The sequence below is a fragment of the Pseudomonas sp. P105 genome (genome assembly GCF_032614175.1).
Taxonomy (GTDB): Bacteria; Pseudomonadota; Gammaproteobacteria; order Pseudomonadales; family Pseudomonadaceae; genus Aquipseudomonas; species Aquipseudomonas rhizophila.
The window spans coordinates 4,552,780-4,578,985 of record NZ_CP126693.1 but is presented as its reverse complement, the minus strand read 5'-3'; the positions used below and the strand labels follow the sequence as shown (position 1 = coordinate 4,578,985).

The 26,206-nt window shown below is 59.9% G+C and carries 21 protein-coding genes; 14 read left to right on the top strand and 7 right to left on the bottom strand.

Annotation, left to right across the window (positions count from 1 at the left end; all coding sequences use genetic code 11):
- Nucleotides 1-87: 87 nt before the first annotated feature.
- From QOM08_RS20535 to QOM08_RS20500, 8 genes are all read left to right on the top strand, one after another.
- Entirely contained in the window at nucleotides 88-2,919 is a 2,832-nt protein-coding gene (locus tag QOM08_RS20535) for a 2-oxoglutarate dehydrogenase E1 component (protein ID WP_047230488.1), read from the top strand.
- Nucleotides 2,920-2,961: 42 nt separating this feature from the next.
- Nucleotides 2,962-4,188 carry a 2-oxoglutarate dehydrogenase complex dihydrolipoyllysine-residue succinyltransferase gene (gene odhB, locus QOM08_RS20530; protein ID WP_316912057.1) on the top strand — a complete coding sequence of 409 codons (1,227 nt, stop codon included), beginning with the start codon at nucleotides 2,962-2,964 and terminating at the stop codon, nucleotides 4,186-4,188.
- A gap of 109 nt (nucleotides 4,189-4,297) precedes the next feature.
- Complete coding sequence (lpdA, locus tag QOM08_RS20525) at nucleotides 4,298-5,734, top strand: dihydrolipoyl dehydrogenase (protein ID WP_316912056.1); 1,437 nt, start codon at nucleotides 4,298-4,300, stop codon at nucleotides 5,732-5,734.
- 196 nt (nucleotides 5,735-5,930) lie between these two features.
- Nucleotides 5,931-7,097, top strand: a complete 1,167-nt coding sequence (gene sucC, locus QOM08_RS20520; RefSeq protein ID WP_003179235.1) for an ADP-forming succinate--CoA ligase subunit beta — start codon at nucleotides 5,931-5,933, stop codon at nucleotides 7,095-7,097.
- Nucleotides 7,097-7,981 carry a succinate--CoA ligase subunit alpha gene (gene sucD, locus QOM08_RS20515; RefSeq protein WP_014339581.1) on the top strand — a complete coding sequence of 295 codons (885 nt, stop codon included), beginning with the start codon at nucleotides 7,097-7,099 and terminating at the stop codon, nucleotides 7,979-7,981. The genes sucC and sucD overlap by 1 nt, the downstream gene beginning before the upstream one ends.
- Before the next feature lie 316 nt (nucleotides 7,982-8,297).
- Nucleotides 8,298-9,611 (top strand): branched-chain amino acid transport system II carrier protein, encoded by a 1,314-nt coding sequence (gene brnQ, locus QOM08_RS20510; protein WP_047230485.1) that lies wholly within the window; start codon nucleotides 8,298-8,300, stop codon nucleotides 9,609-9,611.
- A gap of 145 nt (nucleotides 9,612-9,756) precedes the next feature.
- Complete coding sequence (locus QOM08_RS20505; RefSeq protein ID WP_047230568.1) at nucleotides 9,757-10,782, top strand: IS110 family transposase; 1,026 nt, start codon at nucleotides 9,757-9,759, stop codon at nucleotides 10,780-10,782.
- 392 nt (nucleotides 10,783-11,174) lie between these two features.
- On the top strand, nucleotides 11,175-11,912 hold the full coding sequence (locus QOM08_RS20500; protein ID WP_139049436.1) for a DUF599 domain-containing protein: 738 nt from the start codon (nucleotides 11,175-11,177) through the stop codon (nucleotides 11,910-11,912).
- A gap of 73 nt (nucleotides 11,913-11,985) precedes the next feature.
- Here QOM08_RS20500 and QOM08_RS20495 read toward each other — a convergent pair whose 3' ends face one another.
- A complete protein-coding gene (locus QOM08_RS20495) occupies nucleotides 11,986-12,249 on the bottom strand; it encodes a hypothetical protein (protein ID WP_139049437.1) in 264 nt (87 codons plus the stop codon).
- Nucleotides 12,250-12,407: 158 nt separating this feature from the next.
- Between QOM08_RS20495 and QOM08_RS20490 the strand changes: the two genes are divergently transcribed.
- From QOM08_RS20490 to QOM08_RS20475, 4 genes are all read left to right on the top strand, one after another.
- Nucleotides 12,408-12,884 carry a PaaI family thioesterase gene (locus QOM08_RS20490; protein ID WP_188252024.1) on the top strand — a complete coding sequence of 159 codons (477 nt, stop codon included), beginning with the start codon at nucleotides 12,408-12,410 and terminating at the stop codon, nucleotides 12,882-12,884.
- Nucleotides 12,881-13,342, top strand: coding sequence for a PaaI family thioesterase (locus tag QOM08_RS20485; protein WP_188252025.1), 462 nt, complete (start codon nucleotides 12,881-12,883; stop codon nucleotides 13,340-13,342). The genes QOM08_RS20490 and QOM08_RS20485 overlap by 4 nt, the downstream gene beginning before the upstream one ends.
- 87 nt (nucleotides 13,343-13,429) lie before the next feature.
- Nucleotides 13,430-15,334 carry a molecular chaperone HtpG gene (gene htpG / locus QOM08_RS20480; RefSeq protein WP_316912055.1) on the top strand — a complete coding sequence of 635 codons (1,905 nt, stop codon included), beginning with the start codon at nucleotides 13,430-13,432 and terminating at the stop codon, nucleotides 15,332-15,334.
- A 70-nt stretch (nucleotides 15,335-15,404) separates the two neighbouring features.
- Nucleotides 15,405-16,133, top strand: a complete 729-nt coding sequence (locus tag QOM08_RS20475; RefSeq protein WP_047230333.1) for a dienelactone hydrolase family protein — start codon at nucleotides 15,405-15,407, stop codon at nucleotides 16,131-16,133.
- A 160-nt stretch (nucleotides 16,134-16,293) separates the two neighbouring features.
- Here the strand turns inward: QOM08_RS20475 and QOM08_RS20470 are convergent, their stop codons facing one another.
- Nucleotides 16,294-17,154 (bottom strand): pirin family protein, encoded by an 861-nt coding sequence (locus QOM08_RS20470; RefSeq protein WP_316913242.1) that lies wholly within the window; start codon nucleotides 17,152-17,154, stop codon nucleotides 16,294-16,296.
- A 133-nt stretch (nucleotides 17,155-17,287) separates the two neighbouring features.
- Between QOM08_RS20470 and QOM08_RS20465 the strand changes: the two genes are divergently transcribed.
- Both QOM08_RS20465 and QOM08_RS20460 read left to right on the top strand, forming a co-directional pair.
- Entirely contained in the window at nucleotides 17,288-18,298 is a 1,011-nt protein-coding gene (locus tag QOM08_RS20465; RefSeq protein WP_410479151.1) for an amidohydrolase family protein, read from the top strand.
- 151 nt (nucleotides 18,299-18,449) lie between these two features.
- The gene (locus tag QOM08_RS20460; RefSeq protein ID WP_047230336.1) at nucleotides 18,450-18,914 is read left to right on the top strand and encodes a DUF3859 domain-containing protein; all 465 of its coding nucleotides are present in this window, start codon (nucleotides 18,450-18,452) and stop codon (nucleotides 18,912-18,914) included.
- A gap of 188 nt (nucleotides 18,915-19,102) precedes the next feature.
- On the opposite strand, the gene fabB is transcribed toward QOM08_RS20460, so the two are convergent.
- From fabB to QOM08_RS20435, 5 genes are all read right to left on the bottom strand, one after another.
- Nucleotides 19,103-20,323: a beta-ketoacyl-ACP synthase I gene (fabB, locus tag QOM08_RS20455; protein WP_047230337.1), complete on the bottom strand. Its 1,221-nt coding sequence runs from the start codon at nucleotides 20,321-20,323 to the stop codon at nucleotides 19,103-19,105.
- 11 nt (nucleotides 20,324-20,334) lie between these two features.
- Nucleotides 20,335-20,850: a 3-hydroxyacyl-[acyl-carrier-protein] dehydratase FabA gene (gene fabA / locus QOM08_RS20450; protein WP_047230338.1), complete on the bottom strand. Its 516-nt coding sequence runs from the start codon at nucleotides 20,848-20,850 to the stop codon at nucleotides 20,335-20,337.
- Nucleotides 20,851-21,098: 248 nt separating this feature from the next.
- On the bottom strand, nucleotides 21,099-23,006 hold the full coding sequence (locus QOM08_RS20445) for an ATP-binding protein (protein WP_316912053.1): 1,908 nt from the start codon (nucleotides 23,004-23,006) through the stop codon (nucleotides 21,099-21,101).
- Complete coding sequence (locus QOM08_RS20440) at nucleotides 23,003-23,935, bottom strand: ABC transporter substrate-binding protein (RefSeq protein ID WP_139049440.1); 933 nt, start codon at nucleotides 23,933-23,935, stop codon at nucleotides 23,003-23,005. Before QOM08_RS20440 ends, QOM08_RS20445 begins: the two co-directional genes overlap by 4 nt.
- Nucleotides 23,936-26,095, bottom strand: a complete 2,160-nt coding sequence (locus QOM08_RS20435) for a TonB-dependent receptor plug domain-containing protein (protein WP_223194528.1) — start codon at nucleotides 26,093-26,095, stop codon at nucleotides 23,936-23,938.
- Nucleotides 26,096-26,206 lie beyond the last annotated feature (111 nt).

Below are 26,206 nucleotides of genomic sequence, written 5' to 3'. Positions count from 1 at the left end.
GGCTTGTTTTGGTCGCTGCATTCGGACTTCTGCAAGTTTGCTCGGTGTTTTCGCCGATGGTGTTCCCCAAATCGAGGGTGACCAAGCATGCAAGAAAGCGTGATGCAGCGCATGTGGAACAGTGCCCACCTCTCCGGTGGTAACGCTGCCTATGTGGAAGAGCTCTACGAGCTCTACCTGCACGACCCTAACGCTGTGCCAGAAGAGTGGCGCACCTACTTTCAGAAGTTGCCGGCTGACGGTAACTCTGCCACTGATGTTTCGCACTCGACAATTCGCGATCATTTCGTGCTGCTGGCAAAGAACCAGCGCCGCGCTCAACCGGTGTCTGCCGGCAGCGTGAGCAGTGAGCACGAGAAGAAGCAAGTTGAAGTGCTGCGACTGATCCAGGCCTACCGGATGCGCGGCCACCAGGCAGCCCAGCTGGACCCGCTGGGGCTGTGGCAGCGTCCTGCACCTGCAGACCTGTCGATCACTCATTACGGCTTGACCAATGCCGATCTTGATACGACCTTCCGTGCCGGCGACCTGTTCATCGGCAAAGAGGAAGCGAGCCTACGCGAAATTCACGAAGCGTTGCAGCAGACATATTGCCGCACCATCGGTGCCGAATTTACGCACATCGTCGATTCCGAGCAGCGCCAGTGGTTCCAGCAGCGTCTGGAAAGCGTTCGTGGCCGTCCGACCTTCTCCGCTGACGTCAAGAGCCACTTGCTCGAGCGCGTCACTGCCGCCGAAGGCCTGGAAAAGTACCTGGGCACCAAATACCCGGGCACCAAGCGTTTCGGCCTGGAAGGTGGCGAAAGCCTGATCCCGCTGCTGGACGAACTGATCCAGCGCTCCGGTTCCTACGGCACCAAGGAAGTCGTCATCGGCATGGCCCACCGCGGCCGTCTGAACGTGCTGGTCAACACCTTCGGCAAGAACCCGCGCGAGCTGTTCGACGAGTTTGAAGGCAAGAAGAAGGTCGAGCTGGGCTCCGGTGACGTCAAGTATCACCAGGGTTTCTCGTCCAACGTGATGACCACCGGTGGCGAAGTTCACCTGGCGATGGCCTTCAACCCGTCCCACCTGGAAATCGTTTCTCCGGTGGTCGAGGGTTCGGTCCGTGCCCGTCAGGATCGTCGCAACGACCCGACTGGCGAAAAAGTCCTGCCGATTTCCATCCACGGTGACGCTGCATTCGCAGGTCAGGGCGTGGTCATGGAAACCTTCCAGATGTCGCAGACTCGCGGCTTCAAGACCGGCGGTACCATTCACCTGGTGATCAACAACCAGGTCGGCTTCACCATCAGCAACCCGGAAGACTCGCGTTCCACCGAGTACTGCACCGACGTTGCGAAGATGATCCAGGCACCGATTCTCCATGTGAATGGCGATGACCCGGAAGCCGTGCTGTTCGTGACCCAGTTGGCCATCGACTACCGCATGCAGTACAAGCGTGACGTGGTGATCGACCTGGTCTGCTACCGTCGTCGCGGCCACAACGAGGCCGACGAGCCAAGCGGCACCCAGCCTCTGATGTACCAGCAGATCGCCAAGCAGCGCACCACCCGTGAGCTGTATGCCGAGCGCCTGACCCAGAGCGGTGTGCTGGACGCTGAGCGCGTCCAGGAAAAAGTCGATGAATATCGCAATGCCCTGGACAATGGCCTGCATGTTGTAAAAAGCCTGGTCAAAGAGCCGAACAAAGAGCTGTTCGTGGACTGGCGCCCGTACCTGGGCCATGCCTGGACCGCTCGTCACGACACCCGTTTTGATCTCAAGACCTTGCAGGAACTGTCTGCCAAGCTGCTGGAAATTCCGGAAGGCTTCGTGGTTCAGCGTCAGGTCGCGAAAATCTACGAAGACCGGCAGAAGATGCAAGCCGGCGGCCTGCCGATCAACTGGGGTTATGCCGAAACCATGGCATACGCGACCCTGGCGTTCGAAGGTCACCCTGTGCGCATCACCGGCCAGGACGTAGGCCGCGGCACTTTCTCGCACCGTCACGCGGCGCTGCACAACCAGAAAGACGCCAGCACCTACATCCCGCTGCAACACCTGTACAAAGGCCAGCCACGTTTCGACCTGTACGACTCGCTGCTGTCCGAAGAAGCCGTCCTGGCGTTCGAATATGGCTACTCCACCACCGAGCCGAATGCGCTGGTGATCTGGGAAGCCCAGTTCGGCGACTTCGCCAACGGTGCCCAGGTGGTTGTCGACCAGTTCATCACCAGCGGCGAGCACAAGTGGGGCCGTCTCTGCGGTCTGACCATGCTGTTGCCACACGGTTATGAAGGGCAGGGGCCGGAGCACTCTTCGGCACGTCTGGAGCGTTACCTGCAGCTGTGCGCCGAGCACAACATCCAGGTGTGCGTACCGACGACCCCGGCTCAGATCTACCACTTGCTGCGCCGTCAGGTGATTCGCCCGCTGCGCAAGCCGCTTGTAGTGCTGACACCGAAGTCATTGCTGCGTCACAAGCTGGCGATCTCGACTCTGGAAGATCTGGCCGAAGGCTCGTTCCAGACCGTTATCCCGGAAATCGACGCTCAGGATCCGGCCAACGTCGGTCGCGTGGTTCTGTGCAGCGGCAAGGTCTATTACGACTTGCTGGAAAAACGCCGTGCCGAAGGCCGTGACGATATCGCCATCGTGCGTCTCGAGCAGCTGTACCCGTTCCCGGAGGACGACCTGGTCGAAATCCTGGCTCCGTACAAAAACCTGAAGCACATCGTCTGGTGCCAGGAAGAGCCGATGAACCAGGGTGCGTGGTACTGCAGCCAACATCACATGCGCCGCATCATCAGCGCTCACGACAAGTCGCTCGTACTTGAGTACGCCGGCCGTGACGCTTCTGCTGCACCTGCTTGTGGTTATGCATCGATGCACGCCGAGCAGCAGGAACAACTGCTGCAAGATGCCTTTACCGTTTAATGCCTTCGCGCACCTGAAACCGAATTTAAGGAACCACAGATAATGGCTATCGAGATCAAAGCCCCCACTTTCCCGGAATCGGTTGCCGATGGCACGATTGCCACCTGGCACAAAAAACCGGGCGACGCGGTCAAGCGCGACGAACTGATCGTCGACATCGAAACCGACAAAGTTGTCCTGGAAGTGTTGGCCGAAGCTGACGGCGTCCTGGGCGCCATCGTCAAGAACGAAGGCGACACCGTACTGTCGGCCGAAGTGCTGGGCTCCATCGAAGCGGGCGGCGCTGCTGCCGCTGCTCCGGCTGCTGCTGCTGCCGCACCGGCCGCCGCTCAGGCTGCTGCTCCTGCCGCTGGCGGCGAAGACGATCCAGTCGCCGCTCCCGCTGCTCGCAAGCTGGCTGAAGAGAATGGCATCAACATCGCTTCCGTTGCCGGCACCGGCAAGGGTGGTCGTGTGACCAAGGAAGACGTGGTTGCCGCGGTTGCCGCCAAGAAAGCCGCTCCGGCCGCTGCGCCAGCCAAGGCTGCCGCGCCTGCCGCTGCCGCTCCGGTGTTCGCTGCCGGTGATCGCGTTGAAAAACGCGTTCCGATGACCCGCCTGCGTGCCAAGGTTGCCGAGCGTCTGGTTGAAGCCCAGTCGAACATGGCGATGCTGACCACCTTCAACGAAGTCGACATGACCGAAGTCATGGCCCTGCGTTCGAAGTACAAGGACCTGTTCGAGAAGAGCCACAACGGCGTACGCCTGGGCTTCATGTCGTTCTTCGTCAAGGCTGCCACTGAAGCACTCAAGCGCTTCCCGGCCGTCAACGCGTCGATCGACGGTTCCGACATCGTTTACCACGGTTACGCCGACATCGGTGTTGCGGTCTCCAGCGACCGTGGCCTGGTGGTTCCGGTCCTGCGTAACGCCGAACTGATGAGCCTGGCTGAAATCGAAGGCGGCATCGCCACCTTCGGCAAGAAAGCCCGTGACGGCAAGCTGTCCATCGAAGAGATGACCGGCGGTACGTTCACCATCACCAACGGTGGTACATTCGGTTCGATGATGTCGACCCCGATCGTCAACCCGCCACAAGCGGCGATCCTGGGCATGCACAACATCCTGCAACGCCCGATGGCGATCAATGGTCAGGTCGTGATTCGTCCGATGATGTACCTGGCGCTGTCCTACGATCACCGCCTGATCGACGGTAAAGAAGCCGTGACTTTCCTGGTAACCATCAAGAACCTGCTTGAAGATCCGGCTCGTCTGCTGCTGGATATCTGATTCGCCGCAAGGGCCGGTCGGTTGACCGGCCTCTTGCTGAAATAACCGGTTTCGTCCCACGACGGTCTCCACAAGTGACCGTCCGGTTTGATTCGAGAAGGAATGACTCATGACTCAGAAATTCGACGTGGTAGTGATTGGTGCGGGCCCTGGCGGCTACGTAGCGGCCATCAAGGCTGCGCAACTGGGCCTCACCACTGCCTGCATCGAGAAATACACCGACAAGGAGGGCAAGCTGGCCCTCGGCGGTACTTGCCTGAACGTCGGTTGCATTCCGTCCAAGGCGCTGCTGGACAGCTCCTGGAAGTTTCATGAAGCGCAGGATGGCTTCAAGATCCACGGTATCAACCACGCTGGCGTGACCATGGACGTGCCTGCCATGGTTGGCCGCAAGGCCAACATCGTCAAAGGCCTGACCTCTGGCGTTGCCACCCTGTTCAAGGCCAATGGCGTGACCTCGATCCAGGGCCACGGCAAGCTGCTGATGGGCAAGAAGGTCGAAGTGACCAAGCCAGACGGCTCGGTTGAAGTGATCGAAGCCGAGAACGTCATCCTGGCACCGGGCTCGCGTCCGATCGACATTCCGCCGGCTCCGGTGGACCAGAACGTGATCGTCGATTCGACCGGCGCTCTGGAGTTCCAATCCGTACCAAAACGCCTGGGTGTGATCGGCGCGGGTGTTATCGGTCTGGAGCTGGGTTCGGTCTGGTCGCGCCTGGGCGCGCAAGTAACCGTCCTCGAAGCACTGGACACCTTCCTGATGGCCGCCGACACCGCGGTTTCCAAGGAAGCGCTGAAAACCCTGACCAAGCAAGGCCTGGACATCAAGCTGGGCGCTCGCGTGACCGGCTCCAAGGTCAACGGCGAAGAAGTCGTGGTGAACTACACCGACGCCAACGGCGAACAGACCATCACTTTCGACAAACTGATCGTTGCGGTTGGCCGTCGCCCAGTGACCACTGACCTGCTGTCCGCCGATTGCGGCGTGACCCTCGATGAGCGCGGCTTCATCGCGGTTGACGAGCAATGCGCAACCGACGTTCCGGGTGTCTACGCCATCGGTGACGTGGTACGCGGCATGATGCTGGCGCACAAAGCGTCCGAGGAAGGCATCATGGTGGTCGAGCGCATCAAGGGCCACAAAGCCCAGATCAACTACGACCTGATCCCGTCGGTTATCTACACCCACCCGGAAATCGCATGGGTTGGCAAGACCGAGCAAACCTTGAAAAACGAAGGTGTTGAAGTTAACGTCGGCACCTTCCCGTTCGCAGCCTCCGGCCGTGCCATGGCAGCCAACGATACCGGTGGTTTCGTGAAAGTCATCGCTGATGCCAAGACGGATCGTGTATTGGGCGTTCACGTGATTGGCCCAAGCGCTGCCGAGCTGGTACAGCAAGGCGCGATCGGCATGGAATTCGGCACCAGCGCTGAAGATCTGGGCATGATGGTCTTCTCCCATCCGACCCTGTCCGAAGCCTTGCACGAAGCGGCCCTGGCCGTAAATGGCGGTGCCATCCACGTGGCCAACCGCAAAAAGCGTTAATAGACAATAAGAAACCACGGCGGTATGGCCCGTCGTGAGCCTTGCGAGCAAGACTCACCGCGGAATATCCGCTGGACGCAGCCTTGCGTAGCGGCACCGGTCAACCGGAACGCTACGCAAGCAGCAGTCACAGGTGGTGCGGCACCATAACGGTGCAGCACCGAATGCGCAGTACCTAACGAAGACGGTAATAAGCATGAATCTTCACGAGTATCAGGGTAAGCAGCTGTTCGCTGAGTACGGCCTGCCAGTATCCACCGGCTACGCGGTAGACACCCCGGAAGCGGCAGCAGAAGCTTGCGACAAAATCGGCGGCAGCGAATGGGTTGTCAAAGCCCAGGTTCACGCCGGTGGTCGCGGTAAAGCGGGCGGCGTCAAGCTGGTTCGCAGCAAAGAAGACGCCAAAGCCTTCGCACAGCAGTGGCTGGGCAAGCGTCTGGTGACCTACCAGACTGACGCCAACGGTCAGCCAGTCACCAAGATCCTGGTTGAATCGTGCACTGATATCGCTAAAGAGCTGTACCTGGGCGCTGTCGTTGACCGCTCGAGCCGCCGTATCGTGTTCATGGCTTCCACCGAAGGTGGCGTGGACATCGAGAAAATCGCTCACGATACCCCTGAGAAAATCCTCAAGGCCACCATCGATCCACTGGTTGGCGCCCAGCCATTCCAGGGTCGCGAGCTGGCATTCCAGCTGGGTCTGGAAGGCAAGCAGGTCACTCAGTTCGCCAAGATCTTCGTAGGCCTGGCCAAGCTGTTCCAGGACCACGACCTGGCGCTGCTGGAAGTGAACCCGCTGGTGATCAAGGCCGACGGCGATCTGCACTGCCTCGATGCCAAGATCAACATTGACGCCAACGCCATGTACCGTCAGCCTAAGCTGAAGACTTTCCACGATCCGTCGCAAGACGATCCGCGCGAAGCGCACGCTGCCAAGTTCGAACTGAACTACGTGGCCCTGGAAGGCAACATCGGCTGCATGGTCAACGGTGCTGGCCTGGCCATGGGTACCATGGACATCGTCAACCTGCATGGCGGCAAGCCAGCCAACTTCCTCGACGTGGGCGGTGGTGCTACCAAGGAACGCGTAACCGAAGCGTTCAAGATCATCCTGTCCGACACTAACGTCGCTGCAGTACTGGTCAACATCTTCGGCGGCATCGTTCGTTGCGACATGATTGCCGAAGGCATCATCGGCGCCGTGAAAGAAGTCGGCGTGAAAATCCCGGTTGTTGTTCGCCTCGAAGGCAACAACGCTGAGCTGGGCGCTAAAGTACTGGCAGAAAGCGGTTTGAACATCATCGCTGCTACCAGCCTGACCGACGCTGCTCAACAAGTCGTTAAAGCTGCGGAGGGCAAATAATGAGCGTCCTGATCAATAAAGACACCAAGGTTATCTGCCAGGGTATTACCGGTTCGCAAGGTAGTTTCCACACCCAGCAAGCTCTGGAATACGGCACCAAGATGGTTGGTGGCGTAACGCCGGGCAAAGGCGGCACCGAACACCTGGGCCTGCCTGTCTTCAACACCGTCAAGGACGCTGTTGCTGCCACTGGCGCCACCGCCAGCGTGATCTACGTTCCAGCTCCTTTCTGCAAGGATTCCATCCTTGAAGCAGCGTTCGGCGGTATCAAGCTGATCGTCTGCATCACCGAAGGCATCCCGACCATCGACATGCTGGAAGCCAAGGTCAAGTGCGACGAGCTGGGTATCACCCTGATCGGCCCTAACTGCCCAGGCGTGATCACTCCAGGCGAATGCAAGATCGGCATCATGCCAGGTCACATTCACTTGCCAGGCAAGGTCGGTATCGTTTCCCGTTCCGGCACCCTGACTTACGAAGCCGTCAAGCAGACCACTGACGCTGGTTTCGGTCAGTCGACTTGCGTCGGCATCGGCGGTGACCCAATCCCGGGCTCCAACTTCATCGACATCCTGAAGCTGTTCCAGGAAGACCCGAAGACCGAAGCGATCGTCATGATCGGTGAGATCGGCGGTTCGGCTGAAGAAGAAGCGGCTGCCTACATCAAGGCTAACGTGACCAAGCCGGTTGTTTCCTACATCGCGGGTGTGACTGCTCCTCCGGGCAAGCGCATGGGCCATGCTGGCGCAATCATCTCTGGCGGCAAAGGCACTGCGGACGAGAAATTCGCCGCTCTGCAAGACGCAGGCGTGAAAACCGTGCGTTCGCTGGCAGACATCGGCAAGGCCCTGGCCGAGCTGACTGGCTGGGAAATGAAGAAGTAAGCTTCGGCTGACTTTTTTGTTCCAGCAACAAAGGCCACCTTCGGGTGGCCTTTGTCGTTTTCGGATGAGGGAATTGCAATCAGCAACCCATTTAGATGCAAAAACGCGACACGGAAATGTCGTGTATCGGATAGTTCGCCCTGTAACAGTGCGTTATTCACACTAATTCGTTAGGCTACCCGCCATTTTTGCGACCGCTACCCACAAGGAAGCGGCGCGCTAAACGGGTTGGTCTTATACGGATCGGCAGCATTTCCCTCCATCCTTAAGGGAAGTCCCTCTCTAAATTCCGATTCAGCAGTGTGGTTTCCTTAAAATGAAAGTGTTGAAAGGCCAGGACATCCTGGCGCTTGGTTTCATGACCTTTGCCCTGTTCGTCGGGGCTGGCAACATCATCTTCCCGCCGATTGTCGGTTTGCAGTCCGGGCCCCATGTCTGGATGGCGGCGCTGGGCTTTCTGGTCACGGCTGTCGGGCTACCGGTCATCACCGTCGTTGCGCTGGCCAAGGTCGGTGGGGCGATGGATGCCTTGAGCAGTCCTATCGGCAAGGTGGCCGGTGGCCTGCTGGCGGCTGTGTGCTACCTGGCCGTTGGGCCGCTGTTCGCGACTCCACGCACCGCCACCGTCTCCTTCGAAGTCGGGCTGGCGCCGTTGACCGGTGAAAGCCCGCTGGCACTGTTTCTCTACAGTGCGGTGTATTTCCTGCTGGTGTTCTTCATCTCGCTCTATCCCGGCCGCTTGCTGGACACCGTCGGGCGATTCCTTGCCCCGCTGAAAATCATCGCTCTGGCCGTGCTGGGCATTGCCGCGTTTGCCTTGCCCGCCGGCGATATCGGCGTGGCGACACCGCAATACGTGGCCGCGCCATTCTCCCAAGGGTTCATCAACGGTTACCTGACCATGGATACCCTGGGCGCATTGGTGTTTGGCATCGTCATCGTCAATGCGATCCGTTCCCGGGGCGTTGAATCGCCTGCCTTGATCACCCGCTACGCCATCATCGCCGGGCTGATCGCCGGGGTCGGGCTGGCGCTGGTCTATGTCAGTCTGTTCCGCCTGGGGTCTGGCAGTCATGAAGTGGCCGCGGGCGCGACAAACGGCGCGGCTGTGCTGCATGCCTATGTGCAACACACGTTCGGCAGCCTGGGCAGCGGTTTCCTGGCGGTGCTGATTTCCCTGGCGTGCCTGGTCACTGCAGTTGGCCTGACGTGCGCCTGTGCCGAGTACTTCAGCCGTGTCTTGCCGCTGTCGTACAAAACATTGGTGGTCATCCTGGCGGCGTTTTCGCTGCTGGTGTCGAACCTCGGACTGACCAAGCTGATCGCTTTCTCGATCCCGGTCCTGACCGCGATTTACCCACCGTGCATTGCCTTGGTGGCCCTGAGCTTCTGCAAGGACTTCTGGCATGAGCAGGGGCGCATCGTCGGCCCGGTCATGCTGGTGTCGTTCCTGTTCGGCCTGATCGATGCGCTTAAAGGCGCTGGACTGGCGGATTGGATGCCGACGCAAATGGCCCATCTGCCATTGAGCGAGCAGGGTCTGGCCTGGCTCGTGCCGTCGGTGATGACCCTGGCGGTTGCGTTGGTGTGTGATCGTCTGCTGGGCAAGCGCAGCGAAGCCTTGGCCTGAGTTGCCGCGGCCTGCCACGAGCGGGCCCACCGGTAAAAAACAAATGCCCCGTATCCATCGATACGGGGCATTAATGAGATGGTCACCCCCACACCCTGCGAGGGCTACGCTTTCGCAGGGTGTTTTGTTTTCGGAGGCCATCATTATGAGCGAGTCAGCGCTGATCGGGATCGATCTCGGTAAACACAGTTTCCACCTGCACGGCCAAGACAAATTGGGCCGAGAGGTGTTTCGCAAGAAGTTCTCGCGTCAACAGATGATGACGCTCTTCGGCAATCTGCCGGCCTGTACCGTGGTGATGGAAGCTTGTGCCGGGGCGCATTTCGTCGCTCGCCAGCTGATGGCCATGGGGCATGAAGCCAAACTGATTTCCCCGCAATTCGTCCGCCCCTTCGTCAAAGGCAACAAAAATGACTTCGTGGATGCCGAAGCCATTTGCGAGGCGGCTTCGCGTCCATCGATGCGCTTCGTTTCGCCTAAAACCGAGGCACAGCAGACGCTTTCCGTTCTGCATCGCCTGCGCGAGTCGCTGGTACGCGATCGCACCAAAACCGCCAATCAAATGCATGGTTTCCTACTGGAGTTCGGCATCAGCCTGCCCAAGGGCCTGGCGATCATGAAGCGGTTGGCGAGTATTTTGGCTGAGCATGAGTTGCCCGTTCGGTTGACAGTGCTGTTACAGCGCTTGCATGAGCATTTCTGTTATCTGGATGAACAGATCAAGGCGCTGGATAAAGAGCTGGCAAGCCAACTGGCCGACGATGATCTCGGCAGCCGCTTGCTGAGCTTGCCGTGTGTCGGGCCGATCACCGCCAGCCTGCTGGCTGTAGAGATGGGGGACGGCAGGCAGTACCGATGCAGCCGTGACTTCGCCGCCTCCGTGGGCTTGGTGCCCAGGCAGTACAGCACCGGCGGCAGGGCTAATTTGCTGGGTATCAGCAAGCGCGGCGACAAGCACCTCAGGCAGTTGCTGGTTCAATGTGCTCGGGTCTATATGCAGAGGCTAGAACACCAGAAAGGGGCTCTGGCCGACTGGGTGCGCTCATTGCTTGGGCGACGACACTCGAACGTGGTGGCCTGCGCCCTGGCTAACAAGCTGGCGCGGATCGCGTGGGCGCTAGCGGCTCACCATACGCAATATGAAGCAGGGCCAGACGCGCTGAACGCCTGACCCTGCGGTTGTTGCAGTACCACGAATCACCCTTCAGGTTTTGCGATAGCTGAACAACGGATGACGTGAACGGCCCACCGGCCTGACGAAGAACCTGACATAAAAATCGGCTTCAGAAGCCGCGGCATTTTTCAGGATCGTCAGGCGCGACTCTCATCGTGGCGCGGGGCATGCCCTGGATCGACGCCGGATAGATTTAAGCAAGCCAACCACTTCACCCATTAATCAGTATTGCAAAAATGGGGGTGACCATAGATTTTTATGGCGCGGGTGCAGTGTCTTTTTCCTTGGACTAACGTCGAAGCATTGTCTTGAAAGGCTTGTGCCGGCCCTGTGGACTGAGCAGGGTCAATCGCAAGCTGCTCCATGTTCTTCGTCAGATAAGGAATTACATGTCATTCATCCAAGCCAATCTGATCCATCTTCTGGCCGCGGTCTGGTTCGTCGTCTGCTGGGGCGGCTACACCCGTTATGCGTCGTTGAAAGCCCGCGATACGGCCTGTCTGGCCAGCGTCATGCACTTGTATCGCGAAGACTGGATGCGCCGCATGTTGCTGCGCGAAAACCGTATCGCCGACGCCAGCGTGATCGGCAACCTGGAGCGCAACGCGTCCTTCTTCGCCTCAAGCACGCTGATCATCCTGGCGGGCATCCTGACGGTGCTTGGGGCGTCCGATCGTGCGGTGTCGTTGTTGGCCGACTTGCCGATGGTGCAGCAGGCGTCCCAAGGCATGTCCGAGGCCAAGTTGCTGTGCCTGGCGCTGGTGTTTGTGTATGCCTTCTTCACCTTCAGCTGGTGCATGCGCCAATACAACTTCGCGGCGGTTCTGGTGGGATCGGCGCCAATGATCGGCGAGCGACATGTATCGGCGCAGGAACGCAAGGCCTTCGCGCTCAGGGCGGCGCGGGTGATCTCCATGGCGGCCAACCAGTTCAATTTTGGCCTGCGCGCTTATTATTTCGGCATGACCATGTTGGCGTGGTTCGTCAGCCCCTGGTTGTTCATGTTGATGAGTGCAGGCGTGGTGTTGGTGCTGTACCGCCGGGAGTTTCATTCCGACGTGCTGCAGGTCATGGTTTACACCCCCACCGAAGCGCCATTGCCTGATATAAGCAAGGACCCGGCCTGACAGGACGGTCACTACCAAATTGCAGACAAAAGAAAACCCGCGCCAGGCGGGTTTCTTTTAAGCCCAAACCGTATCAGTTGGTAGCTGGTGCGGTGGCGGGCGCTGTTGCAGGTGCTTGTTCCTGTGTAGCAGCTTCGTTCGATTCGGCCTGATCTTTGGCGGCTTCGGCGTTTTCTTTCGCTGCGTCGTTCACTTTATCCTGTGCTTCGTTCATTTTTTCCTGAGCTTGCTCAGAGTGTTCGGCGGCATCTTGAGCTTTGTCCTCGGATTTTTTATCGCAGGCAGCGAGACCGAGGGAGGCGGCCAACATCAAGGCAATAGCTAAAGTCTTACGCATGGGGTGTTTCTCCTTATGGAAATAACTACTGGCCTTTTGAACGCCCCCCCTTGGATTAAGTTCCTCTTTTGCTACAGATATATAACTTTGCATGGGAACGGAACTTTACAGGGCATGCTCGTTACCGCGACTGCTCATTAATAAAGGCGTTAAATCCAATGGCGCAAGACCCCGTTTTTGAGCGTGCGACACGCTTTCTGTCCGCACTGCGACATTGTCAGGTGCTGGGCTTGAAGTTGCACAGTGCCAGTCCCGAGGGGCTGACCGTGATCCTGCCTTACAGCCCCCAGATCGTCGGCAACCCCCTTACGGGCATCATCCATGGTGGCGCGTTGACCTCATTGATGGACACGGCGTGTGGCATGTCGACGTTGTGCGTGTTGCCGCAGTTCGAGGTCTGTCCGACCCTGGATCTGCGCATCGACTACATGCACGCCGCTGAGCCGAACAAGGACGTCTATGGCTTTGCCCAATGCTATCGGGTCACTCAGGACGTGATCTTCAGCCGTGGATTTGCCTATCAGGACGACCCCGAACAACCCATCGCCCATGTGGTGGGCACCTTCATGCGCCTGGGCCAGCACGCCAAGGGAATCAAAAGGGGTGGCCCGATGGCTGCCGTAGACAAGCCATGAGCGATATCACTCAGGAACAACTGCGCCACGCCTGCGAGCGGGGCGACTACGCGCTGCTGCTGGCCTCGATTCCTTATGCGCGGTTGATCGGCGTGGAATGCTCGCGTCAGGGCGAGGAGCTGCTGTTTCGCCTGCCGGCCAACCAGGACAACATTGGTAACCCTTTATTGCCGGCCATCCACGGCGGCGTCATCGCCGGTTTCATGGAGTTGTCGGCCGCGGTGTATCTGTTGATTGCCACCCGTGCGACGGGCGTGCCGAAAATCATCGATTTCTCCCTGGATTACCTGCGCGCCGGGCAGTTTCGCGACACTTATGCCAGATGCCAGGTCTGGCGGCAGGGGCGCCGGGTAGCCAATGTTGCGATCACCGCCTGGCAGGATCTAGAGGCCGAACCCATTGCCACCGCCCGGGCGCATTTCAAGATTCAGGAGTCTTCAAAAGCGCATAGCCCTTGAAATCATCAGCGTTGCCCCCACCTTGAGGACATCCCGCCGCCAATCTCTGCGAGGCGGACACCACCATCCACTTGGAGTTTGATGACCATGAGCGTGGAAACTCAAAAGGAAACCCTGGGCTTCCAGACCGAGGTGAAGCAACTGCTGCACCTGATGATTCACTCGCTGTATTCGAATAAGGAAATTTTCCTTCGCGAGCTGATTTCGAACGCCTCTGACGCTGTCGACAAATTACGTTTCGAAGCCCTGTCCAAGCCAGAGTTGCTGGAAGGCGGCGCCGAACTGAAAATCCGCGTGAGCTTCGACAAGGACGCCAAGACCGTCACCCTCGAAGACAACGGCATCGGCATGAGTCGCGAAGAGGTGATCACTCACCTGGGCACCATCGCCAAGTCCGGCACCGCCGATTTCATGAAGAACCTCTCCGGCGACCAGAAAAAAGACTCCCACCTCATTGGCCAGTTCGGTGTCGGTTTCTATTCCGCGTTTATCGTCGCTGATCAGGTGGAAGTGTTCAGCCGTCGTGCCGGCCTCGCTGCGAGCGAAGGCGTGCATTGGTCGTCCAAGGGCGAGGGCGAGTTTGAAGTCGCCACCGTCGACAAGGCTGATCGCGGTACCCGCATTGTGCTGCACCTCAAGTCCGGTGAAGACGAGTTCGCCGATGGCTGGCGCCTGCGCAACATCATCAAGAAGTACTCCGACCATATCGCGCTGCCGATCGAGCTGCCGAAGGAAGTCACCGCTGCCGAAGGCGAAGAAAAGCCCGAAGTGGAATGGGAAACCGTCAACCGCGCCAGTGCCCTGTGGACCCGTCCGCGTACTGAGGTGAAGGACGAGGAATACCAGGAGTTCTACAAGCACGTCGCCCACGACTACGAGAACCCGCTGAGCTGGAGCCACAACAAGGTCGAAGGCAAGCTGGAGTACAACTCGCTGTTGTACGTGCCGGCCCGTGCGCCGTTCGACCTGTACCAGCGCGAAGCACCACGCGGCCTGAAGCTGTACGTGCAGCGTGTGTTCGTGATGGACCAGGCCGAATCGTTCCTGCCGCTGTACCTGCGTTTCATCAAGGGCGTGGTCGATTCCAATGACCTGTCCCTGAACGTTTCGCGGGAAATCCTGCAGAAAGACCCGATCATCGACTCCATGAAGTCGGCGCTGACCAAGCGTGTTCTGGACATGCTGGAAAAACTGGCGAAAAACGAGCCCGAGCAGTACAAGAGCTTCTGGAAGAACTTCGGCCAGGTGATGAAGGAAGGCCCTGCCGAGGACTTCGCGAACAAAGAAAAAATCGCTGGCCTGCTGCGCTTTGCTTCGACCCAGGGTGATGATGGCGAACAGATCGTTGGCCTGGCCGATTACCTGGCCCGCGCCAAGGAAGGTCAGGACAAGATCTACTACCTGACCGGTGAAACTTATGCACAGGTCAAGAACAGTCCGCACCTGGAAGTCTTCCGCAAGAAAGGCATCGAAGTGCTGCTGCTGACCGACCGCATCGACGAATGGCTGATGAGCTACCTCAGCGAGTTCGACGGCAAGAGCTTTGTCGACGTGGCCCGTGGTGATCTGGACCTGGGTAACCTGGATTCGGAAGAAGACAAGAAAGCCGCCGAAGAAGTCGCCAAGAGCAAGGAAGGCCTGGTTGAGCGGATCAAGACTGCCCTGGGCGATGCCGTCAGCGAAGTGCGGGTTTCTCACCGCCTGACGGACTCCCCGGCGATCCTGGCCATCGGTGAACAGGACCTGGGCCTGCAGATGCGGCAGATCCTTGAAGCCAGCGGCCAGAAAGTCCCGGACTCCAAGCCGATCTTCGAATTCAACCCGGCTCACCCGCTGGTGGATAAGCTCGACAACGAGCAGAGCGAAGAGCGTTTCGGCGACCTGTCGCACATCCTGTTCGATCAGGCCGCCCTGGCGGCGGGTGACAGTCTGAAGGACCCGGCGGCCTATGTGCGCCGCCTGAACAAGCTGTTGGTTGAACTGTCAGCTTAATCAAGTGCAGGAAAAACCCGCTTCGGCGGGTTTTTTCATTTCTGGTGTTCCGTTTCAAGAGGAGTCCGTCATGAGTCAGGTTACGGTTAGTTCGCTGGAGTATCAGATCGATGGTCGAACCTATGAGGGCCGCCTGGCCTTCGACGTTAGCCAGCAGGGCTCGCGCCCGGGTTTGCTGATGGCGCCCAATTGGATGGGCGTAGGGGCGGGGGCCGAGGAAATCGCCAGGTCAGTGGCGGCCAACGGCTATGTTGTGTTGATCGCCGATCTTTACGGCCAGGACGTGCGCCCGACCAATGCCGATGAAGCCGGGGCTGCGATGATGCCGCTCAAGAATGATCGTGCCTTGTTGCGCAAGCGCATGCAGGCGGCATTCGAGCAGCTGCAAAGTCAGGGTGAGGCGCAGGTCGATGCGTCGAGACTTGCCACGTTCGGTTTCTGCTTCGGCGGCTGCTGCTCCCTGGAGCTAGCACGCACAGGCGCACCGTTGAAGGCCGCTATTTCGTTCCATGGCACCCTGGACACACCCAATCCGGCGGATGCGCAGAACATCAAGGGGGCGGTGCTGGTCATGCATGGCGCCTCGGACCCATTGGTGCCCAAGGAGCAACTGCCGGCTTTCGAAGACGAAATGAACGCCGCCGGGGTGGATTGGCAACTGCTGAGCTACGGTGGTGCGGTGCATTCGTTCACCGATCCACAGGCCAATGTCCCGGGCAAGATGATGTACGACGCCAAGGTTGCCGCACGGGCGTTCAGGTCGATGCATAATTTGCTGGATGAAGTGCTCAGGGGTTGAGATTGGGCCTGGTGCTGAATAGGCTGTCGCCTGCCAGACTGCTATCGCGAGCAGGCTCGCTCCCACATTTGACCGAGGTGTTCGCGCCATTTGCGAATGGCAACGATCCAGTGTGGGAGCGAGCCTGCTCGCGATGGCGGCCTGTCAGACACCGCTGAATTCAGGGCAATTCGATCCGCTCACTTTCCCCCGGCACGGTCGGCCAGTCCCCGGCCGCCCAACGCCGGCGGGCTTCGTCTATTCGCGCCGGATCGCTGGAGACGAAATTCCAGTTGATCCGACGTGGCCCATCCAGCGGCGCGCCGCCGAACAGCACCGCATGGCAGTCGCTGTCGGCGAACAGTGTCATTTGTTCCCCGGCCGGGAGCACCACCAACGAGTGGGGCTCCAGCGGTTCACCGTCCAGCTGCGCCTCGCCGCTGAGCACATACAGTGCCCGCTCTTCATGCTCGGTGGGAATCAGCAGGGTCGTTGCGGTTTGCAGGTTCAGTTCGGCGTACAGGGTCGGGGACAGCGTCGGCACCGGTGATTCCAGGCAAAAACCCGACCCGGCGATCATCCGGATCTTTACCCCCAGGTTATCGCTGACCGGCAGGGTGTGCGCCGGATGATGGCTGTAGTGTCCAGGCCCCTGTTCGTGGGATTGGGGCGAGGCCAACCAGACTTGCAAGCCGTGCATGACGAAGTCGCTGCCCAGCAGTGATTCGGGCGTGCGCTCGACATGGGCGATGGCGCTGCCCGACGTCATCCAGCTGACGTCCCCGGCGTCCACCACTTGATCGGAGCCAAGGCTGTCCTTGTGCTGGAGCTGCCCTTCGAACAGATAGGTGAGGGTCGACAACCCGATATGGGGATGCTGACGAATGTTCATGCCTTGACCGGCTTTGTAGGAGGTTTGCAGCATGTGGTCGAAAAACACGAACGGTCCGACGCTGCGACACTTGGCGGACGGCAGCGGGCGAAGAATCGGCTGGCCTTCCACATCTTCTGCGCGTGGGCGAATGGTCAGGGGCGTGATCATGATGTCTTCCAGGTTGAGCAACGGATGGGCAAAGCATAACCCGCCGTGACAACTGACGGCACATGCGCCGTGAACCCGGACGCGACGGTCGGGGTCTATCCTGTTCATAACTTTCTGGAGTCCGCCCGTGCCCATGACCCGTCTGATCTTCGCCTGGCTGCTGGCCGTTTCGAGCAGTGGCGTCATGGCCCGCGAATATGCCTACAGCGATGCACACCTGCATTACGTCGATTTCTTTCAGGAAACCGCCGGCATGCCCGAGTTACTGAAGGCGATGGCCGACAATCGCATCGAGCATGTGATGATTTCAGGCATACCGGTGGCCAAGAAATGGCATGAGGATGAGCCCAAGCGCCCGCGTTACTACGCCGGTGACGATGCGGACGCCTATTGGTACAGCGCCACCGATGTAATTGTCGCGGCGGCGGTGAGCAAGTTGACCGCTGAACAACGCCAGCACTTTCATCCTTTTTTGTCCGGTTTCAACCCCAACGACAAAAACTCCGCCATGCACATCCAGCGCATGCTCGATCTGTATCCGGGTTTGTGGCAAGGCATTGGTGAGGTGTTCACCCGCCATGACGACCTGACGGCACTGACGTCGGGGGACACCCCGCGGGCCAACAACGAGGCCATGACGCGGATCTATCATCTGGCGGCGGAGAACGATCTGCCGGTGCTGCTGCACTCCAACATCACCTCCAAGCGTGAGAAAAATGCGCTGTATTTGCCGGAAATTGAAGAGCCGTTGCGCAACCATCCCCACACGCGGTTCATTTGGGCCCATGCCGGCACCAGCATGGAGATCCATCGTCACCAGACGCGGCTGGATTTTCTGTTGCCGACACTGACCCGGATGCTGGAGACCTATCCGAACCTGTACATCGACCTGTCCTGGAGCGTGCTCACGCCTTACCTGCTGGACGAGGCGGGCAAACCCCGCGAGACGTGGCTCAAGCTGGTGGAGCGCTTCCCGGAGCGTTTTATGTTGGGGTCGGATGTAGTGGGGCGTTTCGACAATGTCGGTAAGGAATTACGCAGCTTCGATCCGTTCCTGGATGCGTTGCCGGAAGAGGTGGCGAAGAACGTAGCTCGGGATAATTTCCTGGCGGTGTTGTGTGGGAGCAAGGCTTGCCCGCAATGAAGGTATTGCAATTTCGCAATTGAGGGCGCCTGCAGCGCGAGCAAGCTTTGCTCCCACAGAAGCTCTCAGTGCACAAGGTGACCATCGCCTTGTCATCAGCCTGTCACCGCCGCGTCATACCCTCGCGCTCATCACAATCAAGGAGCGCACTATGCACCTCACCCGTTCAAGCGCACTGGTCGCGCTGTTGTCGGTCTGCGGCCTGGCCCAGGCGGAAGTCCGTGTCGAAGGCCCGGTGGAGTACGGTATCTTCGAAGGGCCCCAAGCCGAACTGCAATCAGGGGAGCGGGTTCTGCGCCGCAGCAACGAGCAGATCCGGCAGACTGAAAGTGTACCGGCCAAGCTGGGCACCAAGTTCGGTCTGCGCTACCGCTTGGCGGACAAGGTGGCTGACGACCAGCCATTGACCCTGTTGTATTTCACCCCAGGCATTCGCACCCCCGATGGCGTGCGCCACGATAAATTCGAAGTCACCCAGAAACTGGTGCCCGGTGCACCGCAGGATGTGATGGCCTACGAGTTCACCGAAAGCCACGAAGTGGTGCCGGGGGAGTGGCGGTTCATGGTGTTCCAGGGCGATCGATTGCTGGCGCAGCAACGGTTTGTCGTGCGCTGAATCTGTGAGAGCGAGCCTGCTCGCGATAGCAATCTGTCAGCCAACATAGATGTTGAATGTCAGGGCCTCATCGCGAGCAGGCTCGCTCCCACAAGGGAATTATCCACAGGGAATGTGGTGTGCAGAGCAGTCAAAAAAAACGCCCCGAACCAGTCGGGGCGTTTTTGTGTGTGGCGTTGCGGCGGGGCTTACTTGCCCTGCCAGCGCTTCAATACCAGGGTGGCGTTGGTGCCGCCGAAGCCGAAGCTGTTGCTCATCACGGTGTCGATCTTGGCGTCTTCGCGAGTCTTGGTCAGGATCGGCAGGTCGGCCACTTCTGGGTCCAGTTCGTCGATGTTGGCCGAGCCGGCGATGAAGTTGCCTTCCATCATCAACATGCAGTAGATCGCTTCGTGAACGCCCGCGGCGCCCAGGGAGTGACCCGACAGGCTCTTGGTGGAGCTGATGGCCGGGGCGTTGGCACCGAACACTTCGCGCACGCCTTTCATTTCCGCAACGTCACCGACCGGGGTCGAAGTGCCGTGGGTGTTCAGGTAGTCGATGGGCGTGTCGACGGTGGACATGGCCATCTGCATGCAGCGGATGGCGCCTTCGCCGCTTGGGGCGACCATGTCATAGCCATCGGAAGTGGCGCCGTAGCCGACGATTTCCGCGTAGATTTTCGCGCCACGGGCCAGAGCGTGTTCCAGCTCCTCGACCACCACCATGCCGCCGCCGCCAGCGATGACGAAGCCGTCACGGTCGGCATCGTAGGCGCGGGAAGCTTTTTCCGGGGTGTCGTTGCGCTTGCTGGACAGGGCGCCCATGGCGTCGAACAGGAACGACTGGCTCCAGTGTTCTTCTTCACCACCGCCGGCGAACACGACGTCCTGCTTGCCCATCTGGATCTGCTCCATGGCGTTGCCGATGCAGTGGGCACTGGTGGCGCAGGCAGAGGCGATGGAGTAGTTCAGGCCCTTGATCTTGAATGGCGTGGCCAGGCAGGCGGAAACGGTGCTGCTCATGGTCCGAGTGACGCGGTACGGGCCGACGCGCTTGACGCCTTTTTCGCGCAGGATGTCCAGCGCTTCCATCTGGTTCAAGGTCGAGGCACCACCGGAACCGGCGATCAGGCCGGTGCGCGGGTTGGACACCTGCTCTTCGGTCAGGCCGGAGTCAGCGATGGCGTCCTTCATGGCCAGGTAGGCGTAAGCCGCCGCATGGCCGACGAAACGGTAGATCTTGCGATCGATCAGCTCTTCGAGGGGAAGGTCAATGGAGCCGGAAACCTGGCTACGCAGACCCATTTCGGCATATTCCGGATTGAACCGGATGCCAGGGCGACTTGCACGCAGGTTAGCGGAGACGGTCTCTTTGTCATTGCCCAGGCACGAAACGATGCCCAGACCAGTGATAACGACGCGGCGCATGCGGATAACCCTTAGAAGTTGTCAGTGGAGGTGAAAACGCCGACCCGAAGGCCTTCGGCGGTGTAGATCTCGCGACCATCCACAGCCACTGAACCATCGGCAATGGCCATGTTCAGCTTGCCCTTGAGGACGCGTTTGATATGAATGTTATAGGTAATCTTCTTCGCGCTCGGCAGAACCTGACCGAAGAACTTCACTTCGCCCGAACCCAGGGCGCGACCGCGGCCTGGCAGGCCTTGCCAGCCGAGGAAGAAACCGACCAATTGCCACATGGCATCCAGGCCCAGGCAGCCCGGCATCACCGGATCACCTTCGAAGTGGCAGGCGAAAAACCACAGGTCAGGAGTGATGTCCAGCTCGGCGACCAATTCACCTTTGCCGTACTTGCCACCCTCTTCGCTGATATGGGTGATGCGATCCACCATCAGCATGTTCGGGGCGGGCAGTTGCGCGTTACCTGGGCCGAACAGCTCACCGCGACTGCAGCGCAGCAGGTCTTCCCGAGTAAAGGCGTTTTGTTTGGTCATGCGAGCTCCTCAATAGTCCCATGCGGCAGGGTGGGGCAAATCTTCCCGGCCGATCGAAGCGTTCATGCCTCGAATCGACAGCCTACTCATAGACTATTGCGTTGTAGTGAAAGTCACAGCACACGGGAAATGAATGTACACCTGTGCACTGAAATTTTTATTCAAGCCCCAATCGGGACTTGTTCGGGTGGTTAAGACTGCCGCACTTTCGCCTTTCACGCCAGTCGCAGATGGTCGAAACGCCTGCACTAACGCACCCAGCGCTGCAGAATTTGCTGCAGGTCAGCTCTTTTGAACGGTTTGGCCAGGTAATCGTTCATGCCCGCCGCGAGACAGACTTCGCGATCGCCCTGTAGCGCATTGGCCGTCAGAGCGATGATGGGCACCTCGCCGCAGCCGGGTAACTGGCGGATCTGTCGCGTGGCTTCGTAGCCATCGATGATGGGCAACCGGCAATCCATCAGAATCGCCTCGAAAATCAGACTTTCGGCACTGCGGATGGCCTGGGCGCCGTCGGCGGCGATGCTGACGGTGAAGCCCAGGCTGCGCAGCATGGCTTCGATCACGGTCTGGTTCACCGGATTGTCTTCTACCAGCAGCACGTTGCGGCCCTCGCCATGACCGCTGCCGATGCCGTTGGGGAGCTTTGGCGCCAGGGCTATCGGTGCCTTTTTCGACAGGGCCAGAGGGATCTCCAGGGTAAACACCGACCCCTGGCCTTCTTCGCTCTGGGCGCGCAATGTGCCCCCCATGCGCTCAGCCAGGGTGCGGGCAATCGGCAGCCCCAGGCCGGTGCCACCGTAGCGCCGGGAAATCGAACTGTCGGCTTGCTGGAAGGCATCGAACATGCGCTCCAGGCTTTCGGTCGCGATCCCGATGCCGCTGTCGCGCACCGTGCAGGTAAACCACAGGAGTTCGTGATCCAGTGCCTGCCACTGGCATTGCACGGTGACGCGGCCTTGTTCGGTGAATTTCAGGGCATTGCCGATCAGGTTGACCAGGATCTGCCGGATCCGCGTCGGGTCGCCTTGCACCTGTAAGGGCTGCATGTCATCAGGGATCAGCAGGTCCAGGCCCAGCTTGCGTTGCGCGGCGCTGTGCTGGAACGACTGGGCGCAACTGGCGACCAGCTCCGCCAGATTGAACGGGATGTGTTCCAGTTCCAGGGCCGAGCGTTCGATGCGCGAGAAGTCGAGGATGTCGTTGATGACTTTCAGCAGGTGCTCGGTGGATTCGCTGGCCAGCGCCGTGTACTCGAATTGCTCCTCCGTCATTTCGGTGGTTTCCAGCAGTTGCAGCATGCCCAGTACACCGTTCATGGGGGTGCGCAGTTCATGGCTCATCATCGCCAGGAATTCGGACTTGGCGCTGTTGGCCTTTTCCGCCTCTTCCCGGGTTTTGATCAACTGCGCCATGGCCTGGTGCTGTTCACGGCTGGCTTGCTCGAGACCGTCGGCCAGATTGTTGATATGCCGCGACAAGGCCCCCAGTTCGGCATCGTCGACGATGGGCAGCGGCGTGCCGTAGTCGCCTTGCTGGATCGCCATGACTGCGTTGCCGATGTCGCGGATCGGCCGGGACAGGTTGGACGCCAGGCGACGCGCCACCAGGAAGGTGAACAGCAGGGCGAACAGCGCCAGGATCGCGGCCTTGAGGAGGATTTCCTGCTGCCGCTGGCTGAAGGCGTCACTGGACATGCCGACGATCACCCGGCCCAGGTAATCCTCATCGGGCGCCTCAATGGTCATGCTGTTGCCTTGCAGGAAATCATTGTTCAAGGCAATGCGCTGCAGGCGAACCGGCGCCTGGAAAACTTCGATCTGCTGGGAATGCTTGCGGCCTTGCGCGGGCTGCTCGACATACACCACAACCCGGTCCTTGCTGTCTTGCACCTCCAGAAAACGCACATGAGGCGTGGCCAGGGTGGCGGTGAGCAGGCTTTCCAGCACCTCGTTATTGCCCGATATCACCCCATACTCCGTGGCCGGGGCCAGTTGGTTGGCGATCAACTGCCCGGTGTGGTTGAGTTCCTGGCGCAGGTCCTGGATTCGCACAAAAGTAAAGAAGCTGATCAACAGCACCGTCAGCAGCAAGGCCGGGCCGAGGGCGATAAGCTGGGTGCGGGTATTGATGTCCCAGCGGCGACGCAAGGTCATGGGCGTTGTTCTCCTTCGGCCAGCTGTGCAGCGACGGATTCGGCGTCAATCGGCTCGATCCCCAGTGAGCGGGCGACCTGCTGGTTGCTCAGGACTTTGAAGCGGGCCGGATACAGGGTGCGGGGCCAGGTGGCGGCGGGTCGGTCCAGCAAATCGTCGAGAATTGCCAGCCAGTCCTCCTGGTCGCTGTAGGTGCTGGCCAGGCTGCCGGCCTTGACGAAAGCGGCGTTGGGCCCGATCAGCGCACGTTGCCGGGCGTAGCTGCTGAGCAACAGATTCTTTACCGTCTTGGGGTTGTACAGATCGGGGTCGTCGAGCCCCAGCAGCACATCGCTGCGGCCCAACAGCTTTTGCAGAGGGCGGCTGTCACTGGTGTCGTCCCAGCGTTCACTCACGATCTCCAGCCCCAACGGCGTTGCTGCCTGGCGGATTTCCTTGAGCAGGAACTCGCTGTGCCCATCGAACAGCACGCCGACCCTGCGCATTTGCGGAAGGATCGCGCGGATCAGACGCAATTGCCGCGTCAGCGGCGGATCGCTCCACAACAGGCTCAGGTGATCGGGCGTTGTCTCGCCCAGGCGGTCCCTGGCTTGTTGGCGGCTGATTCGCAGTACCAGGGTGGCGGGCCCGTGGGTTTCCTGCAGGCGCCAGTCGAGGCTGGGCAGGTCAAGCAAAATCAGGCGGACATTGCGTGGCAGTTTGCCGGGCGCCGGCAGGCTGGCCAGCGGAGTAAACCTGACGTCGTCCTCGGGGCGCAGGACTTTCAGGGCCTGGGTGAAAGACTGCACGCCAGGACTGTTACGCACGCCGGTCAGTACAATCTCGGCGGCCCGGGCCTCGATCGTTGCCAGCCAGCCTGCAAACACCAGGCACAGCGCCAGCGGCAGGCGGCCACGAAAGGGCGTCTTGCGCGATTGACCCCGGAACATCTAGAACGACAACTCCGCAGTGAAATACAGGACGTGACGGGAGTCGTAGCGGTTGTCGACAAACGTAGTGGGCTGGTTGTCGAGACGCTGTTGCAGGATGCCCGCCAGTTCCAGGTTGGCCTTGCCCAAAGAAATGCGTTTGGCCAGGCGGGTGTCGACTCGTTCAAAGCGATAGCCGTTGAGGTCGTCGGCGCCATAATAGAACACCGCGCTGTTCCAGCCTCGGCCCCAGTCCCGCAGCCAGCCGGCCGAACCGCTATTGCGGGCGGTGGGCTGTTCGTCGAGGGCGTTGCTGGCCAGCGCATCGACGTAGGCATAGGTCAGGCGCAGGCGGTCGGCGCTGGTGATGCGCCAGTCGAACTGGGTTTCGGCCCCGGAAAACTGTGATTCATTGGCGTTGCTGGCAATGTACTGATTGTTGCGCAGGGGTTCGCTGATCATGCCGGTGATTTCGTCATGGAACAGCTTCACATCGACGCTCAGCCCCAGGTTCATGAAATAACCGTTGTAGCCCAGTTCCCGGGAGCGCATGTGCTCCTGGTCCAGGTTCCCCGGCCCTCGGGTCTGGACAAAATAACGGGCACTGCTCTGGCCGAAGGCGGTGGGCTTGAGGTTGGTGACCTGATAACTCCAATTGACATTGTTCTCGAACATGTCCGGCGAGCGCACCGCCTCGGAGTACACCGCCCGCAGGCCATGGCGTGGCGTGATCAGGTAGTTGACCGCCACCCGCGGCGTCAGCGAGCTGCCGGTCAGGTGGGTGTCTTCGAACATCGCACCGCCCTGTACCAGCCAATGTTCGCTGGCCCGCCACTCCAGCTGGCCGAACAGGCGCCAGGTGGTGTCGTCCAGCGTGCCGTTGAAGTACGTCTCGGAGTCGGCCCGGTCGTAGCGATAGTTTGCCCCGGTGACCAGTCGCAGGCTGTCGGAGAGGCTCAGGGTGTCCTGGATTTCCAGGTCGTAGCGCGACTCACGGGCGCTCTGGTCGATATCGCCGCACAAGGTTTGCGAGGCGCCGTTGCGCCATTGATCGAGCACCTGATTGGCCAGCGCCTGTTCTTGCGGGGTGCCGGGCGGCGCACCGGTGCCGGTGAAGCTGGGAATATTGCGCGCCAGCTTCTCGGCGTAGTTAGGGTTGAGTAACCACAGATCGGTCAACTGCGGGCTGAAGGAGACCTCGGCATCGCAGGCGCGCCAGGTCTGCTGGCGATCCCAATGCTGGAGCGAGCCTTGTACATAAAGGCTGTGGTTGGGGTTCAGGTCCAGGTTCCAGCGCAGCGAACCGGCGTAGTCCTTGGCGACGACATCGGAGTTATCCCCGGCGGCCGTAATCCCGGCGAACACTGGACGGTAGGTATAAGGCCGCTGATTGGTCCCGTCCTTGGCGTTCAGTTGCCAGTCGATGCTCTGCTGTTCGTTCAGGGTCTGGCTGACGGACAGGTTGAAACGGTTCAAGCGTCGACTGTCGCGGTAATCGGCGCCGGTGCGGTTGCTGTCAAAGCCGTCGTCTTCCTGGCCGGACAGTGACAGCCGCAGGTCACCGCTCTCCCAACCGCTGCCCTGGCTGGCGTACCAGTCGCTGATGCCACGCTGGCCTCGGGTGATTTTCAGGCGGGTGCCGTGGCTGTCGGCCGGAGCGCGGGTGATGATATTGACCACCGCCATCAGTGCATTGGCGCCGTAGCTGACGGTGTTGGGGCCGCGGAAAACTTCGATCCGCTCGATGTCTTCCATGGCCACTGGAATATCGCTCCAGTCCACCGTGGCCAGGCCGGCGCGATACACCGAACGGCCATCGATCAGCACCTGCATGCGCCGCGCTTCGGTGGCGTTGGTGCCGTGGTAGTTCACGGCGGCCTGGTTCCCGCTGATATTGCCGACCATCATGCCCGGCACCAGGCGCAGCAGTTCGCTGATGTCCCGGGCGCCACTGGCCTTGATCAATTCGCTGTCCAGCACGGTCATGCTGCCGGGGACCGCCGCCGGCGATTGTTTCAGGCGCGTGGCCGTCAACACTTGGGGCAGGGGCTGACTGTCGACGAACAAGTCGTCGGCCAGCACTGGCGGGCTGATGAACAGCGCCAATACGAGCGACGAACCTGAACGGGAAGGGCCAACGAACACGGCACAGCCTTTGATTAGGGAAAGGATGGCCGGCATGTTAACTGAGGTGAGCGACTTTTCCATTCACGTTGACAGCATTTTCCTAGGAATTGATGGTCAGCTTCCTACAACTGCCGGTAATTGTAGTCGGGGCTGGTCGCGGTGTGG